We start from the raw sequence: 14,629 nt of genomic DNA on the forward strand, positions 1-14,629 counted from the left end.
TTCTGCGACACCAGACACTGTGTCTCTGCGTCCCGCGTAAGGTCTCGGTAGCTATTACAGCCACTTCTTCCACTTGAAGATCCAGTACGGAACGATCGCCGCAATCAGCATCAGCACCAGCGCGAACGGATAGCCGTGCGCCCATTCGAGTTCCGGCATCGACTTGAAGTTCATGCCGTAGATCGAGGCGATCAGCGTCGGCGGCATCAGGACAACCGCCATGACCGAAAACAGCTTGATGATGTTGTTCTGCTCGAGATTGACGACGCCGAGCATGGCGTCGAGCACGAAGGTGATCTTGCTAGAAAGATAGGAGGCATGATCGGTCAGCGAGACGACGTCGCGCTGCATGGTCTTGAGCTGCTCGCGCATGTCCTTCGACCATTTCACGCCCTCCACCACCGCCGAGAGGAAGGCGACGACACGGCCGATCGAGACCAGGCTCTCGCGAACCTTGGAGGTCAGGTCGCCCTTGCGGCCGATCGAGATCAGGATTTGCGAATATTGCTTGGCATGACCGTGGCGCTCGCTCTCCGGCTCGAAGATGTCATGCGAGACCTGGTCGATCTCGGCGCCGCAGCGCTCCAGGATGTCGGCGCAGCGGTCGATCACGGCATCGAGCAGTTCCATCAGCACCATCTCGCCGGTGATGGCCGGCGTGCAGGAACGGGCCAGCTTGGCCTCGACCAGCGCAAAGGGCTTGGGCTGGTCATAGCGCACCGTCACCAGGCGGTGGTCGCCGAGAATGAAGGTCACCGCCGTGGTTCGGGGCATGTCGGTATCGGAGTGGCACATCAGCGTCGCGGTCATGTAGCGCGCGCCGTTCTCCATATAGAGGCGGCTCGAGATCTCGATCTCCTGCATGTCCTCCCGGGTCGGGATTGCGATCCCCGAGAGCTTCTCGACGGCTTTGTCCTCGGCCGCTGTCGGGTTGACCAGGTCGATCCAGACCGCATGCTCCGGTACTGCCGCGAGATCCTCGACGATGGCCTTCTTGAGGGAGGACTCGGAGGGAACAAACACAGAAAACATGCACAACTCCAGGAGGGGCCTGCGACAGACTGACAGCCCTTAGCGCGATTCTGACAAGTTGATGATGACAAGCACATTAACGGAGCGTTTGCATTTGTGGCGGCGCCGTGGCCCAACTGTGGCACGGAATCGACACATGTGCCCGTTTTGCCCAGAAACCGACTCGGGCCCGCAAAACTTGCGGCAGAAAAGCCACAGGTAAGGTCTTGCAGCGCGGGAGAAGCTTCGTAAGGCTGGAATTGTGGCAGATTTCAACGATAATGGGGCCAACGGAATCGTGGAATTGGGCCTGCTCAAGCCCCACGAAAGCTTGTTGTTGTCGATTGGAACCAAATCATGTCGTTGCTGAAAGTTACGCTGGGTATTTTGGCCGCTGGCCTGATGCTGTCGGGCTGCATGCAGGCCACGCATTTTGAAGCGACCGACACCAAGGCATTCAAGCCGAAGGACAAGGAACTCCTTGCCAAGGTTCGGTACGAGAACACCCCGGTCGCAGAGCCGTTCCGCCGCGCCATCGTCGAGTACCACCGCAAGGAATCGCCCGGCTCGATCGTGGTCGATTCCGACAACCATTACCTCTACTACGTCCTGGATGGCGGCAAGGCGATCCGCTACGGCATCACCGTCGGTGAAGAAGCCATGGCCTGGTCCGGCATTGCCAAGGTCGGCAGCATGACCGAATGGCCGGCCTGGCACCCGACTCCCGGCGAGATTTCGCGCCTGGGCGTGCCCACGTTCGTCGCCCCCGGTCCGGACAATCCGATGGGTTCGCGGGCGATGTATCTGTATTCGGGCGGCAAGGACACATTGTTCCGCATTCACGGCACAAATCAGCCGGAATATATCGGCGCCTCAATCTCGTCGGGCTGCATCCGCCTGACCAACGAGGACGCGATCGACCTCTATGGCCGCGTCAAGGTCGGCACCATCGTCGTGGTGCTCGAACCGAAGCATGGCGACTCGCCGTACAATTCGCGCCTTGCGCTCGGCGGCGGCGGAACTGGCCAGGCGGGCAGCTACTGATTGCCTCCTGATCTCTGACATTCAAAAGCGCCGGTTTCACCGGCGCTTTTTTGTTGCCGGCTTGTGCGGCTGGGCTTTGTGGCCCTCGGCCCCCGACTTGTCCGCAGGCGCGGGAGATGCCTCCGCCGCCTCGTCATCAACGCTTTGCTTCGTCTCGGGCTTGGCCTCGGGCTTCGCTTCAGGTTTGGCCGCGACCTCACGCGGCGGCGCCTCCTCGGGCCGTTCCGCGGGCAGCAGCGGGGCGACCTGCGGCAGGGGATCCCAGACGTTCCACTGGCAGATCCGGTAGTCGTTGCGCCGCTGCGCGAGGTCGAGATGGATATGGTCCTCATGGTACCAATCCGAGCCGGGGCCGAGCACGGTCGAAAAGCGCGAGCAGACCGAATGCAGCACGCGCTCGCGCACCTCGCGCGACATCGTGCGGTCGGTCAGGCCGAGCGATTGCCCGTTAGCGAGCTTGATGGCGCGCACATCGATCGCGTTGGCCTTGCCATGCTCGGACAGCATGGCGCCGACAACGCGGTTGCGGCCGCGGCACTCGAAGCTGTCGAAATTGTCGAGATCGCTGATGGTCGAGCCGAGGCTCGCCGCCAGCGGCACCACGTCCTTGCGCACCCAATCGGCGATTGCGGACGCCATGGTGCAGCGGAGGATCGCCGCGGGCTTGACCGCCACCTTGCGCTTGTCCGGCAGCACGATGGCTTCGAGCCGCACCAGATCCTCACCGCCGCAGGCGCCCGGGCCGCGGATATCCGGGATCGAGGGCGCGATCGCGATCTCCTCGGTCAGCCCGAGGCGGCACGCCGAGGCCTGCTTCTCGGGCGGGGGGGCCTCCTCGGCGGACTTGGTGCTGCCAGGTTTGTCCGGGGAAGGCTTGCCGCCGGTCTCCGGAGGAGCCTCGTCCGACGCCTTGGCCGATGCCTTGGGGGCCTCCTCGGGGCGAGGCCGCGGGAGCGGGATCTTGCCGGAGATATTGGCAGAATGAGCCGCCGCGCGCGGCCGTGGTGCAGCAATACCAAAGATGTCCAGCGGGGACCCATATTTGCGCGCCTCAGCCCGATCCGCGAGCCCGAGCGCGACGGTAACCATGGCCGCGCCGACGGACATATAGCCGCGACAAGACCATTTGCGGCGAAAGGCGGGCAGGCTAAAACTCATGACAATTCTTTGGCCCAACGCTGAGAGCGACAATCCGCCCAGCGGCTTCTCGGAGGAACGACCGAATGCTTGGTTTGATGCAAGACTGGCCCCTGCTCTGCCACCGGATCATCGAACACGCCGCCAAGATTCATGGCAAGCAGGAGGTTGTGACGCGCTCGGTCGAGGGACCGATCCATCGCACCACCTATGCCGATATCCACAAGCGGGCGCTCAAGGTCTCGCAGATGCTGGAGCGCGACGGCATCAAGCTCGGCGACCGTGTCGCAACGATCGCCTGGAACACCTGGCGCCATCTCGAGGTCTGGTACGGCATCATGGGGATCGGCGCCATCTGCCATACCGTCAATCCCCGCCTTTTCCCCGAGCAGATCGCCTGGATCATCAACCATGCGCAGGACCGCATCGTGATGACCGACATCACGTTCATTCCGGTCCTGGAGAAGATCGCCGACAAGCTGACAAGCGTGGAACGCTACGTCGTGCTCACCGACAAGGCGCACATGCCGCAGACGACGCTGAAGAACGTGGTCGCCTACGAGGACTGGATTGCGGAGGCCGACGGCAAGTTTAAATGGAAGGACTTTGACGAGAACACGGCGGCCGCGATGTGCTACACATCGGGCACCACCGGCGACCCCAAGGGCGTGCTGTATTCGCATCGCTCCAACGTGCTGCACGCGCTGATGGCCAACAATGTCGATGCGCTCGGCACCAGCGCCTCCGAGACCATGCTTCCCGTGGTGCCGCTCTTCCACGCCAACAGCTGGGGCATCGCCTTCTCCGCGCCTTCGCAGGGCACCAAGCTCGTGATGCCCGGCGCCAAGCTCGACGGCGCCTCGGTGTATGAGCTGCTCTCGACCGAGAGGGTGACGCATACCGCCGGCGTGCCCACGGTGTGGCTGATGCTGCTCCAGCACATGACCGCGAACAATCTGAAACTGCCGGACCTGAAGATGGTGATCTGCGGCGGCTCGGCGATGCCGCGCTCGATGATCAAGGCCTTCCTCGACATGGGCTCGAACGTCCGCCACGCCTGGGGCATGACCGAGATGAGCCCGATCGGCAGCGTCGCGGCGCTGAAGCCGCCGTTCCAGAATGCGACGGGCGAGGCACGGCTCGACGTGCTGCAGATGCAGGGCTACGCGCCGTTCGCCGTCGAGATGAAGATCACCGACGATGCCGGCAAGGAACTGCCGTGGGACGGCACGACCTTCGGCCGCCTCAAGGTCGCCGGCCCGGCCGTCGCCAAGGCCTATTACCGGGTCGACACTGACATCCTCGACGAGGACGGCTTCTTCGACACCGGCGACGTCGCGACCATCGACGAGGCCGGCTATATGCGGATCACCGACCGTTCCAAGGACGTGATCAAGTCCGGCGGCGAATGGATCTCCTCGATCGAGCTGGAAAACCTCGCAGTCGGTCATCCCGCAGTGGCGGAAGCCGCCGTGATCGGCGTGTTCCACCCCAAATGGGACGAGCGTCCGCTGCTGATCGTGCAGCTGAAGCAGGGCCAGCAGGCCAGCCGCGAGGACATCCTGAAGTTCATGGACGGCAAGATCGCCAAATGGTGGATGCCCGACGACGTTGCCTTCGTCGAAGGCATCCCGCATACGGCGACGGGCAAGATCCTGAAGACCGCGCTGCGCGACCAGTTTAGGGAGTACCGCTTCCCGAACGCGGCGGCGTAGGCGGCCACCACCGTCATGGCCGGGTCAAGCTCGGCCATGACGATGCAGCCTTCTGCGGAACGCTTGAATTTGCCCGCGGGCCGTGGTCTCAACGGCCCATCGTCGTGCCAGATCGGCCGGCACCGTCCCTAAGACCCCGGCAGAGCTCACCCGATGGCCCGCAGGTTTTCCGCTCCCTATCAGTCGGAGCCCGTGTCCAGCCTCGCGAGCTGGGCGCGCAATCTGGCCGTGTTCGCAGTGGTGGCGGTGGTGGTCTCGATCATCATCGTCCGGTTCGGCTTCCTGGAGATGAAGCCGGCACTCGCGACCTTCTTCGGCGGGCTCGGGATTGCGGCGCTCTCGATCCTGTTCGGGCTCGCCGGCTTCGCTGCGATCTGGCAGAACGGCTCGCGCGGCATGGCGCGCATCCTGCTTGCCTTCCTGATCGACGGCGCGATCCTCGCCTATCCAGCTTATCTCGGCCTGCAATACCGCAAGCTGCCGGCGATCCACGACATCACCACCGACCCGATCGACCCGCCGCGCTTCGACGCACTGGCCCGCCTGCGCACCGGCGATGGTGCCAATACCGCGGTGTATGCCGGCCTCTATTCGGCCGAGCAGCAGCGTCAATTCTATCCCGATATCGAGCCGATCGAGCTCGAGATTTCAGTCGACCGCGCCTATGCGATCGCGCTTCAGCTCGTCAACAAGCGCAAATGGCTGGTCATCGACGAGCGCGCGCCGCAGCCGCCGCGCCGCATCGGCCGCATCGAGGCGGTGGCGCGCTCGCCGATCATGGGGTTCCGCGAGGACATCGCAATCCGCGTCGTGCCCGACGGCGAGGATTCCCGCGTCGATATCCGCTCCGCCTCGCGCTATTTCGAGAGTGACCTCGGCAGCAACGCCGCGCGCGTGAAGAAATTCATCGACGATCTCAACACCGCCGCCGATGCCGACGCACTCAAGCCGGTGAAGAAGACGCCGGTGGCGCCGCCCAAAGCGCCGGCGAAGACGGTGAAGAAATAGGATTCTGTGATTCCGGGTTCGCGCTAACGCGCGCTCCGGAATGACGAGAGACTAGTTCGCCATCCGATACGTCCCGCCGATCACGGGATCGCCGTCCGTCGCCACCACGCCGCGGGCGACCAGGTCTTCCAGATGCGCCAGCACGGAGTAGCCCGCTGCAGTGGTGAGCCTCGGATCGATGCCGATATAGATCGCCCGGACCATGGTCGGGATGTCGGTCTCGCCCTTGGCAAGGCGGTGCAGGATAGAGGCCTCGCGCGCCTTGCGGTGACGGATCAGGAAACGCACGAAGCGCGGACCGTCGGGAATTTCGGGACCGTGACCGGAGAAATACACATCCTCCTCGCGCGCGGCGAGGCGATCCAGCGATTCCATGTAGTCGATCATCGAGCCGTCGGGCGGCGCCACGATCGAGGTCGACCATCCCATCACGTGATCGCCGACGAAGTTGAATTTCCGCTCGGGCCAGGCAAACGCAAGGTGATTGGCGGTATGGCCGGGTGTCGCCACAGCCTCGAGCCGCCAGCCGTCTCCTTCGACGACGTCGCCATGGGCGATCCTGATATCGGGTGCGAAGTCGCGGTCGGCGCCGGATTCCGGGTTGTGCTTCTCGCTCTCGAAACGCGGGCGCGAGGCGCGGTGCGGGCCTTCGGCGTAAACAGGCGCGCCGGTCGCCCGCTTGATCCGCGCGGTGTTGGGGGAATGGTCGCGGTGGGTGTGGGTCACGAAGATATGGCTCACCGTCTCGCCGCTGACGGCATCGAGCAGCGCCGCCGCATGCGCCTCGTCGTCCGGACCGGGATCGATGATCGCAACGTTGCCCCGGCCCACGATGTAGCTGACCGTGCCGGTGAAAGTGAACGGGCTCGGATTGTTACAGAGCACCCGCCGCACGCCGGGGCGGACTTCCTCGACGATGCCGGGCTTCAGCGGAAAGTCGCGGTTGAACGGGACGTCGTCATTGTCGGACATGGGACTTCCTGTAGCCAAACTCTCTGCCGTCATACCGCGAAAGCGGGGTATCCAGTACGCCGCGGCGGTCGAGACGAAGACGAGGTCTCTGGGATACTGGATCGTCCGCCCCAGTGCGCAATGCGCACAAGGCGGACGATGACAGCGGAGCAAGGCAACTGCCATGGAACACATGGCGCTCAGAAAAACGCCTGAATACCCGTGATCGCGCGGCCCAGGATCAGGGCGTGGACGTCGTGGGTGCCCTCGTAGGTGTTGACGGTCTCGAGGTTATGGACGTGGCGCATCACGTGATACTCGATCGAGATGCCGTTGCCGCCGTGCATGTCGCGCGCGACGCGGGCGATGTCGAGGGCCTTGCCGCAATTGTTGCGCTTCATGATCGAGATCATCTCGGGCGCGAACTTGCCCTCGTCCATCAGGCGGCCGACGCGAAGCGAGCCCTGAAGGCCCAGCGCGATCTCGGTCTGCATGTCCGCGAGCTTCTTCTGCACGAGCTGGGTCGCAGCCAGCGGCTTGCCGAACTGCTTGCGGTCGAGCGTGTACTGGCGGGCGCGGTGCATGCAGTCCTCGGCCGCGCCGAGCACACCCCAGGAAATGCCGTAGCGGGCGCGGTTGAGGCAGCCGAACGGGCCCTTCAGGCCGGAGACGTTGGGCAGCAGCGCGTCTTCCGGAACCACAACGCCGTCCATCACGACCTCGCCGGTGATGGAGGCGCGAAGCGAGAGCTTGCCACCGATCTTCGGGGCCGACAGGCCCTTCATGCCCTTCTCCAGCACGAAGCCGCGGATCTGGTTGTCGTGCGCGGCCGACTTGGCCCAGACCACGAACACGTCGGCGATCGGCGCGTTCGAGATCCACATCTTGCTGCCGGTCAGGCGATAGCCGTCCGAAACTTTCTCGGCGCGGGTTTTCATGCCGGCCGGATCGGAGCCGGCATCAGGCTCGGTCAGCCCGAAGCAGCCGACCCACTCGCCGCTGGCGAGCTTCGGCAGGTACTTCTTGCGCTGGTTCTCGTCGCCATAGGCGTAGATCGGATACATCACCAGCGAGGACTGTACCGAGTTCATCGAGCGGTAGCCGGAATCGACCCGCTCGATCTCGCGCGCGACCAGACCATAGGCGACATAGCCTGCATTGGCGCAGCCATATTCCTCCGGCAACGTGATGCCGATCAGGCCGAGCTCGCCCATCTCGTTGAAGATCTCGCGATCTGTCTTCTCTTCGAGATAGGCCTTGGCAACGCGCGGCAGCAGCTTGTCCTGGGCGTAGGCGCGCGCGGTGTCGCGCACCATGCGCTCGTCTTCGGTGAGCTGCTCGTCGAGCAGGAACGGATCGTCCCATTGGAAAGAAGCCGAAGCCGGCTTGTCCTTGGCCTGAGGGCGCGCGGTCATGAAACGTCCTTTCGTCTGGTTCCGTCAAAATTTGCCCGACAACGTAAAGCGCCGCGGCAACAAGTGCAATTGCGTTGCAGATGATCGGGTCTGCGTGAATCCCGGGGACGAGTGAGGCTCACCTCGGGGGATGCGCTTCGCGCACCCTGAGATGACAGCGCTAGCTTTCGAGCTGCTCGTTGGCGACGATCTCGATGCCGAAGCCCGAAAGGCCCTTGTAGTCGTGCACCGAGGAGGTGAGATGCCGGATCGAGGTGACGCCGAGATCGCGCAGGATCTGCGCACCGACGCCGACTTCACGCCACTGGCGGTTGCGGTCGGCCTCGGTCGCGCTCTCATCGGGCAGCGGCGCCACGGGGACACCGGCCGCACCGTCGCGCAGATAGACCAGAACGCCACGGCCGGATTTCTTGAAGTGCTCGAGCACCGCCGCCATGCGCTTGTGGCCGGTGAAGATGTCCTTGACGATGTTCGGCTTGTGGAAGCGTGTCAGGACGTTCTTGCCGTCGCCGACGCCGTTGTAGACGAAGGCGACGTGGGCGATGGAATCGAACGGCGAGCGGTAGGCATAGCCCTGCAGCGGCCCGATCGGGCTCTCGGTGACGAAGGTCGAGACCCGCTCGATCAGCTTCTCGCGAACCTGGCGGTAGGCGATCATGTCGGCGATGGTGACGTGCTTGAGCTTGTGCTGGGCGGCGAAGCGGGCGACCTGCTCGCCCTTCATCACGCTGCCGTCGTCGTTCATCAACTCGCTGATGACGCCGACCGGCGGCAGGCCGGAGAGCTTGCACAGATCGACCGCGGCCTCGGTATGGCCGGAGCGCAGCAGCACGCCGCCATCCTTGGCGATCAGCGGGAAGATATGGCCGGGACGGGCGAAATCGTTGGCGCCGGCGTTGGGATTGGACAGCGCGCGGCAGCACGAGGCGCGCTCCTCGGCCGAGATGCCGGTGCCGCCGTCGGGCTTGTAGTCGATCGAAACCGTGAATGCGGTGGTGTGCGCGGAATCGTTGTGGGCCACCATCGGATCGAGCCGCAGGCGGCGCGCATCTTCGGTGGTGATCGGCGCGCAAACGATGCCGGAGGTGTGGCGGATGATGAACGCCATCTTCTCCGCGGTGCAGAACGAGGCGGCGACGATCAGATCGCCCTCACCCTCGCGGTCATCGTCGTCGGTGACGACCACGAGCTCACCCCGGGCAAAGGCCTGCAAGACTTCCTGGACGTTATCCGGCATTTCCCAATCTCTATCGGTTATGGCCCGGAGGCTTAGCCGGACTTGGCCCGGGGCGCTAGTGTCCCCGGCGCAACCACATATGCCGGACCGCAGCCCTGCCCGGCGGGCGGCTTGCACCGGGCCCAAGCCCGGTGAGAAGCCGGCCGGGCGCGGTCAGGGCAGCACCTCGCGCCGCTCGCCGAGCCGCTGATCGAGCTCGGCACGCTTGTCGGCCAACAGGCCGGCTTGGGCCGCCTCGATCACCGTGAACAACTCGTGGGCGTCGCTGAGCCGGGTCACGGTGACATAGCTGGCGCCGGCCGCGTAGAGTTCGCCTACATCCGACAACAGATCGGCCGTGGCAACGATCATGGCGGTCGGGTTGAGGGTGCGAACGTGGCGGACCAGCTTCTCGTTGCTGGCACCCTTCAGAAGCGCATCCGGTACGCTGAGGATGATCATCTCGGACTTGCCGACGCCGGCATGGAGCAGCGTGTCGGCGCTGCTGATATCGCCATAGATCACGTGCAGGCCGCGCGAAAGCAGCGTCTGGTACACATTGGGGTTGAAGTCGATCACGGTGATCTGCTCGAGCAGCACCGGGGCCTGCCGTTCGATCTCGGCCAGCAGCGCGCTCGCCGCACGGAAAAAGCCGAGGATGACGATGCGGCGCGCCTCGCCATGGCCTTCGTGCCCTTCCTCGCCATGGCCGTTGCCGTGGTCGAGATCGCGCAGGCCGATCCGCTTGAGGGGGCCGATCGCCCAGCGGGTGATCTCGTCGCTGCGGGTCATCACGAAGGTCGAGAGCACGGCCAGCACCACGAAGGCGAAGGAGGCCGCATTCGCCGTCTGGGCTGCTATGTGGTGGTCGGCGACGCCGGTCTGGATCACCACCAGCGAGAACTCGGAGATCTGCGCGAGATTCAGGGCCGGCAACAGGCTAGCGCGCAGGCCCTGCTTCATCAGATAGAGCGGGGCGAAAGTGGTGACGAGGCGGCTCACCACCGTGAACGCCGCGATCATCAGGGCAAGCCCGATCACGGAGAGCCCGGGCACGGGAATGGTCATGCCGAGCGCGACGAAGAACAGCGTGATGAAGAAATCGCGTAGCGTCGTGACCTTAGCCGTGACGTCGAGCGCGTAGGGAAAGGTCGAGAGCGAGACGCCGGCGATCAGGGCGCCCATCTCGCGGGACAGCGACAGCCGCTCGGCTGTCTCGGCGACCAGGAAGCACCAGGCGAGCGCGCCGAGCAGGATCAGCTCGGGGCGGCGGGCGATCTGGTGAAACAGACGCGGCAGCACGTAGCGGCTCACCAGCAGGGCGGCGGCGACCAATACCGCGACGCGGCCGATCGAGAGCAGGATGACGCTGATTTCCAGATTGGCAAGGCTCGGCTGCACCGCCAGGAACAGGATGGCGAAGATGTCCTGGAGCACCAGCACGCCGAGGGTGATGCGGCCCGGCAGCGTGTCGAGCTCGCGCTTCTCGTAGAGCACCTTGACGATGATGACGGTGCTCGACAGCGCGCAGGCGACGCAGAGGTAAACAGCATCGAACTGCCCGCCGCCGAGCGACAGGCCGATGCCGGCGAAGAACAGCACCCCGAGCAGGCAGCCGCCGAGGAGCTGGCCGCCCGCCGCGAACAGGATGACCTTTCCCGCCCGCACGATCTTCTTCAGGTCGATCTCCAGGCCGATCATGAACAGCATGAAGATCAGGCCGAGCTCGGAGATGACGCTGATCGATTCCTGCGACTTGACCCAGCCGGCGCCAAATGGACCTATGCAGAAGCCGGCGATAAGATAGGCCAGGATCAACGGTTGCCTGGAGAAGTGGGCAAGCAGGCCCAGCATCCAGGCAAACAGGATACAGAGAGTGATGTCGCGAATGAGCTCGTGCATGCCAGATTGGTCCGTTTTGCCGCACCCTAGTGATCGAGTGCGGCGCGGCAAGCGAGCAATTCGTCACATGCGGATGGGGCTCGCCATTGCAATGCTGCTATGCCCCCTCGCCTCCTCAGTGCCCGCATTCGCTCAATCCAAGGTCAATATCGAACAAAGCTTTGCCGATTCCCTCACCGCACTGCCAAAAGAAGAACTCGCCGTTTCCGGCGGATTCTACGTGCCCGCCTATTCCAGCGTCGCGATGAGCCAGGGCAAGCTGCGCGTCGACTTCTCGGTGACCCTGAGCGTGCACAACGCCTCCGAGACGCAAGCACTGGTGGTCAAACGCATCGGCTATTTCGATACCTCAGGCAGGCAGGTCGAGAGCTATCTGAAGGCGCCCGTCGCGTTGAAGCCCCTCGCCACCGTCTCGATCTTCATTCCGACCGACGACGTACGCGGCGGGACGGGAGCCAATTTCCTCGTCGATTGGGCCGCAACAAGCGAGATCGCCGAGCCTGCCGTCGAGGCCTTGATGGTTGGCGGCGTCGCCAATGCGCATTACGCTTTCATCAGCCAGGGCCGTCCGACCCGGACGGTCGGCAAGAAATAAGCAAGAAGCACGACTGACCTGCGCAAAGCCGGCAGCCTGACAAGAATAGAATGAGGAACGCTCCCATGACGTCCAGCTTCGATTTTGCGCCCCTGTTTCCCGCAGGGCTGCCGGCCCCCTCTGCGCGCTGGACGGGTCTCGCCAAATACAGTTTTGTCGGCGGCAACAACGACGCCGAGCAGCTGCCGCTCGATCATCTGATCGAGGCGGCCAACATGGCTCTGCAACGCGAAGGCCGCTCGCTCGCCACTTACGGGCTGGCACATGGTCCCCAGGGCTATCTGCCCTTGCGCGAATTCCTGGTGACGAAACTCAAGCGCGATGCCGGCATCAACTGCACGGTCGACGATCTCCTGATCGTCTCCGGCTCGCTGCAGGCGCTCGACCTCGTCAACGCCACGCTGCTGACGCGCGGCGATACCGTGATCTTCGAGCAGGATAGCTATCAGGGCTCGCTGACCCGTTTGGCGCGGCTCGGGGTCAATGTGGTTGGCATCCCCCTCGACAAGGACGGCATGCGCATGGACGTGCTGGCCACGATGCTTGCCGACCTCAAGGGCCGCGGCATCCGGCCGAAGTACATCTACACCATTCCGACCGTGCAGAACCCGACCGGCAGCATCATGCCGGAGGGCCGCCGCACGGAGCTGTTGCGGCTGTCGGCAGACTACGGCGTGCCCATCTTCGAAGACGATTGCTATGCCGATCTGGTCTGGTCAGGACAGCGGCCGCCGGCGATCCATGCGATGAGCCGGAACGGCGGCGTGATCCATATCGGCTCGTTCTCGAAGTCGATCGCGCCCGCGCTGCGCGTCGGCTTCATCGTCGCGCCCTGGGATGTGATGTCGCGGATGCTGGCGCTGAAGACGGACGCCGGCTCCGGCGCACTGGAGCAGATGGTGCTCGCCGCCTATTGCAAGCCGCATTTCTCGACCCACGTGCCGGCGCTGACGACGGCACTGCGCACCAAGCTCGACACGCTGATGGAGGCCGTCAACGAGCAGTTCGGGACGGCCGCCGAATTCGAGGAGCCGAAGGGCGGCATCTTCCTTTGGGTGAAGCTGCCCGATCAGGTCGATACGCTGAAGCTGTATCAGGCCGCGCTTGCCGCCGGCGTATCGATCAATCCGGGGCCGGAATGGTCGACTGACAAAAACCACTCCAGATCGCGACTGCGGCTGTGCTTTGCGAGCCCCTCGCATCAGCAGATCCGCGAGGGCGTCGCCGTGCTGGCCGAGATCTGCCGCAAGGAGTTCGGCGTGCCGGCCCGCAGCGCCAATGTGGAGAAGCGGGCCTGAGCCTTCAGACGATCTGGGGCTGGCTGCCGTGGATCGCGGAGGCCAGCCGCAGCAGCAGCACGATCGAGACGTTGCCCTTGCCGGCCTCGATCTGAGCGATGTAGCGCTCGGAAATCCCGGAGCGGCGGGCCAGCTCCCGGCGCGATAGGACGCAGCGCATGCGTGAGGACTTCAAGCGGTCGCCCAGCTCGGCCAGAAACGCGGTCTCGGAATAAGGCGGCACGGCACAGCTCCCCGGCAGCACCTCGCCTGCGAAATCCCTGACTTGATTCAGCATCGGTCTATCCAATTTCGCCTTCGGGAACGCCATCCTACTCCGGAAGCGGCCGGCCTCATTGACGCGGATCAAATTCGCGCGCGAATGGCGGTCAGCGTGGACGATCGCGCGCGGGATGCTACACTTCGGAATTATTCGGAGGTGGGGCTCATCAGGACATGACGAGTTGTTTGAGCCGCTGGATTGCGGCAGCAGTGCTGTGGGTTGCGTTCACGCCCGCGGCCGGTGCCGAATCGCTTGCGACGACCGTCGAGCAATGGGGCCTGCTCGGCTCATGGGCGGTCGACTGCGCGGCCCGGCCCGACCGCGACAAGGGCGCGCTCTTGATTTACGAGATCCGGAAGGACGGAAGGGTGATGTACCGGCGCAATTTCGGCGAGGCCAAAGACGAAAACGAAGTGGTATCGGCGATGGTCAACGCCGACGGCCTGCTCAATGTGATGGTGTACTTCCCCTTGCTGCAGCAGACGCGCGAGTTTGGCCTGCTCCTTTCGAAGCAAGGCAGCTTGCGCGCGGTCTACAATCGCAGCGAGCGCGGCGAGTACACGATCAGGGACGGCAAATACGTCGCGACCGGCGCGTCAACGCCTGCACAACAGCGCTGCGATTAACCCACCTGAACAGGCGTTCAGAATTCTCCTGCGATTCCTCCGGAACGTTCCCGCGAATGCGCCGTTTAGATTTGCATTCCATTGGAGGAGGACATCATGAAGAAGTTTGGTTATGTGCTTGCCGCTGTCGGCGCGCTCGCGGTTGCACTGCCGACGCTCGCCAGCGCGGAGACGGTGGTGATCAAGCGCGGAGGTCATCATCACGGCATGTATGGCGCCCGCGCCGAATACGGCATGCATCGCGATCACGGTTGGCATCGCGGCTGGCACAATCGCGACCGCGTCGTCGTGATCAAGCGTGGCCACCGTCACCATTGGGACTAATGCGCAACGCAATATGGAAATGGCCCCTCACGGGGCCATTTCTTCGTTCTTTCTTCCTTCTCCCCTTGTGGGCTTGTTGCGTAATCCGTCAATTGTGATTCTCTAAGGCAAAGCCTTGGAGGATG

General features: G+C 64.0%; 14 protein-coding genes. 7 read left to right on the forward strand and 7 right to left on the reverse strand.

Annotation, left to right across the window (positions count from 1 at the left end):
• Nucleotides 1-54: 54 nt before the first annotated feature.
• Nucleotides 55-1,032 carry a magnesium transporter CorA family protein gene (locus tag AC0L30_RS34840; RefSeq protein WP_007594709.1) on the reverse strand — a complete coding sequence of 326 codons (978 nt, stop codon included), beginning with the start codon at nucleotides 1,030-1,032 and terminating at the stop codon, nucleotides 55-57.
• A 336-nt stretch (nucleotides 1,033-1,368) separates the two neighbouring features.
• Between AC0L30_RS34840 and AC0L30_RS34845 the strand changes: the two genes are divergently transcribed.
• Nucleotides 1,369-2,055 carry a L,D-transpeptidase gene (locus AC0L30_RS34845; protein ID WP_007594711.1) on the forward strand — a complete coding sequence of 229 codons (687 nt, stop codon included), beginning with the start codon at nucleotides 1,369-1,371 and terminating at the stop codon, nucleotides 2,053-2,055.
• Nucleotides 2,056-2,091: 36 nt separating this feature from the next.
• On the opposite strand, the gene AC0L30_RS34850 is transcribed toward AC0L30_RS34845, so the two are convergent.
• Nucleotides 2,092-3,213: an extensin family protein gene (locus AC0L30_RS34850; RefSeq protein ID WP_473406249.1), complete on the reverse strand. Its 1,122-nt coding sequence runs from the start codon at nucleotides 3,211-3,213 to the stop codon at nucleotides 2,092-2,094.
• 65 nt (nucleotides 3,214-3,278) lie between these two features.
• Between AC0L30_RS34850 and AC0L30_RS34855 the strand changes: the two genes are divergently transcribed.
• Entirely contained in the window at nucleotides 3,279-4,907 is a 1,629-nt protein-coding gene (locus AC0L30_RS34855; protein WP_007594714.1) for a fatty-acid--CoA ligase, read from the forward strand.
• Between the two features lie 153 nt (nucleotides 4,908-5,060).
• Complete coding sequence (locus AC0L30_RS34860; protein ID WP_007594716.1) at nucleotides 5,061-5,915, forward strand: DUF1499 domain-containing protein; 855 nt, start codon at nucleotides 5,061-5,063, stop codon at nucleotides 5,913-5,915.
• Nucleotides 5,916-5,966: 51 nt separating this feature from the next.
• On the opposite strand, the gene AC0L30_RS34865 is transcribed toward AC0L30_RS34860, so the two are convergent.
• The 4 genes from AC0L30_RS34865 to AC0L30_RS34880 form a co-directional block, all read right to left on the reverse strand.
• A complete protein-coding gene (locus AC0L30_RS34865) occupies nucleotides 5,967-6,887 on the reverse strand; it encodes an MBL fold metallo-hydrolase (protein ID WP_007594719.1) in 921 nt (306 codons plus the stop codon).
• A 179-nt stretch (nucleotides 6,888-7,066) separates the two neighbouring features.
• Nucleotides 7,067-8,281, reverse strand: coding sequence for an acyl-CoA dehydrogenase (locus AC0L30_RS34870; RefSeq protein WP_007594720.1), 1,215 nt, complete (start codon nucleotides 8,279-8,281; stop codon nucleotides 7,067-7,069).
• A 160-nt stretch (nucleotides 8,282-8,441) separates the two neighbouring features.
• Nucleotides 8,442-9,518, reverse strand: a complete 1,077-nt coding sequence (gene ribB / locus AC0L30_RS34875) for a 3,4-dihydroxy-2-butanone-4-phosphate synthase (RefSeq protein ID WP_007594722.1) — start codon at nucleotides 9,516-9,518, stop codon at nucleotides 8,442-8,444.
• Between the two features lie 153 nt (nucleotides 9,519-9,671).
• Nucleotides 9,672-11,399 carry a cation:proton antiporter gene (locus tag AC0L30_RS34880; protein WP_007594724.1) on the reverse strand — a complete coding sequence of 576 codons (1,728 nt, stop codon included), beginning with the start codon at nucleotides 11,397-11,399 and terminating at the stop codon, nucleotides 9,672-9,674.
• Between the two features lie 67 nt (nucleotides 11,400-11,466).
• Here AC0L30_RS34880 and AC0L30_RS34885 point away from each other — a divergent pair, with 67 nt between their 5' ends.
• Nucleotides 11,467-11,994 (forward strand): DUF3124 domain-containing protein, encoded by a 528-nt coding sequence (locus AC0L30_RS34885; RefSeq protein ID WP_007594726.1) that lies wholly within the window; start codon nucleotides 11,467-11,469, stop codon nucleotides 11,992-11,994.
• A gap of 65 nt (nucleotides 11,995-12,059) precedes the next feature.
• Nucleotides 12,060-13,292 carry an aminotransferase-like domain-containing protein gene (locus AC0L30_RS34890; protein ID WP_473406250.1) on the forward strand — a complete coding sequence of 411 codons (1,233 nt, stop codon included), beginning with the start codon at nucleotides 12,060-12,062 and terminating at the stop codon, nucleotides 13,290-13,292.
• Between the two features lie 4 nt (nucleotides 13,293-13,296).
• On the opposite strand, the gene AC0L30_RS34895 is transcribed toward AC0L30_RS34890, so the two are convergent.
• Nucleotides 13,297-13,569 (reverse strand): helix-turn-helix domain-containing protein, encoded by a 273-nt coding sequence (locus tag AC0L30_RS34895; RefSeq protein WP_219678604.1) that lies wholly within the window; start codon nucleotides 13,567-13,569, stop codon nucleotides 13,297-13,299.
• A 158-nt stretch (nucleotides 13,570-13,727) separates the two neighbouring features.
• Between AC0L30_RS34895 and AC0L30_RS34900 the strand changes: the two genes are divergently transcribed.
• Nucleotides 13,728-14,180 (forward strand): hypothetical protein, encoded by a 453-nt coding sequence (locus AC0L30_RS34900; protein WP_473406251.1) that lies wholly within the window; start codon nucleotides 13,728-13,730, stop codon nucleotides 14,178-14,180.
• A 96-nt stretch (nucleotides 14,181-14,276) separates the two neighbouring features.
• On the forward strand, nucleotides 14,277-14,504 hold the full coding sequence (locus tag AC0L30_RS34905) for a hypothetical protein (protein ID WP_007594737.1): 228 nt from the start codon (nucleotides 14,277-14,279) through the stop codon (nucleotides 14,502-14,504).
• Nucleotides 14,505-14,629 lie beyond the last annotated feature (125 nt).

Source organism: Bradyrhizobium sp. MI1.11 (assembly GCF_055811255.1).

Bases quoted from the DNA above. Each gene is read 5' to 3' on its own strand.
- AC0L30_RS34840 (WP_007594709.1), bottom strand. From the start codon at position 1,032: ATGTTTTCTGTGTTTGTTCCCTCCGAGTCCTCCCTCAAGAAGGCCATC.
- AC0L30_RS34845 (WP_007594711.1), top strand. From the start codon at position 1,369: ATGTCGTTGCTGAAAGTTACGCTGGGTATTTTGGCCGCTGGCCTGATG.
- AC0L30_RS34850 (WP_473406249.1), bottom strand. From the start codon at position 3,213: ATGAGTTTTAGCCTGCCCGCCTTTCGCCGCAAATGGTCTTGTCGCGGC.
- AC0L30_RS34855 (WP_007594714.1), top strand. From the start codon at position 3,279: ATGCTTGGTTTGATGCAAGACTGGCCCCTGCTCTGCCACCGGATCATC.
- AC0L30_RS34860 (WP_007594716.1), top strand. From the start codon at position 5,061: ATGGCCCGCAGGTTTTCCGCTCCCTATCAGTCGGAGCCCGTGTCCAGC.
- AC0L30_RS34865 (WP_007594719.1), bottom strand. From the start codon at position 6,887: ATGTCCGACAATGACGACGTCCCGTTCAACCGCGACTTTCCGCTGAAG.
- AC0L30_RS34870 (WP_007594720.1), bottom strand. From the start codon at position 8,281: ATGACCGCGCGCCCTCAGGCCAAGGACAAGCCGGCTTCGGCTTCTTTC.
- ribB (WP_007594722.1), bottom strand. From the start codon at position 9,518: ATGCCGGATAACGTCCAGGAAGTCTTGCAGGCCTTTGCCCGGGGTGAG.
- AC0L30_RS34880 (WP_007594724.1), bottom strand. From the start codon at position 11,399: ATGCACGAGCTCATTCGCGACATCACTCTCTGTATCCTGTTTGCCTGG.
- AC0L30_RS34885 (WP_007594726.1), top strand. From the start codon at position 11,467: ATGCGGATGGGGCTCGCCATTGCAATGCTGCTATGCCCCCTCGCCTCC.
- AC0L30_RS34890 (WP_473406250.1), top strand. From the start codon at position 12,060: ATGACGTCCAGCTTCGATTTTGCGCCCCTGTTTCCCGCAGGGCTGCCG.
- AC0L30_RS34895 (WP_219678604.1), bottom strand. From the start codon at position 13,569: ATGCTGAATCAAGTCAGGGATTTCGCAGGCGAGGTGCTGCCGGGGAGC.
- AC0L30_RS34900 (WP_473406251.1), top strand. From the start codon at position 13,728: ATGACGAGTTGTTTGAGCCGCTGGATTGCGGCAGCAGTGCTGTGGGTT.
- AC0L30_RS34905 (WP_007594737.1), top strand. From the start codon at position 14,277: ATGAAGAAGTTTGGTTATGTGCTTGCCGCTGTCGGCGCGCTCGCGGTT.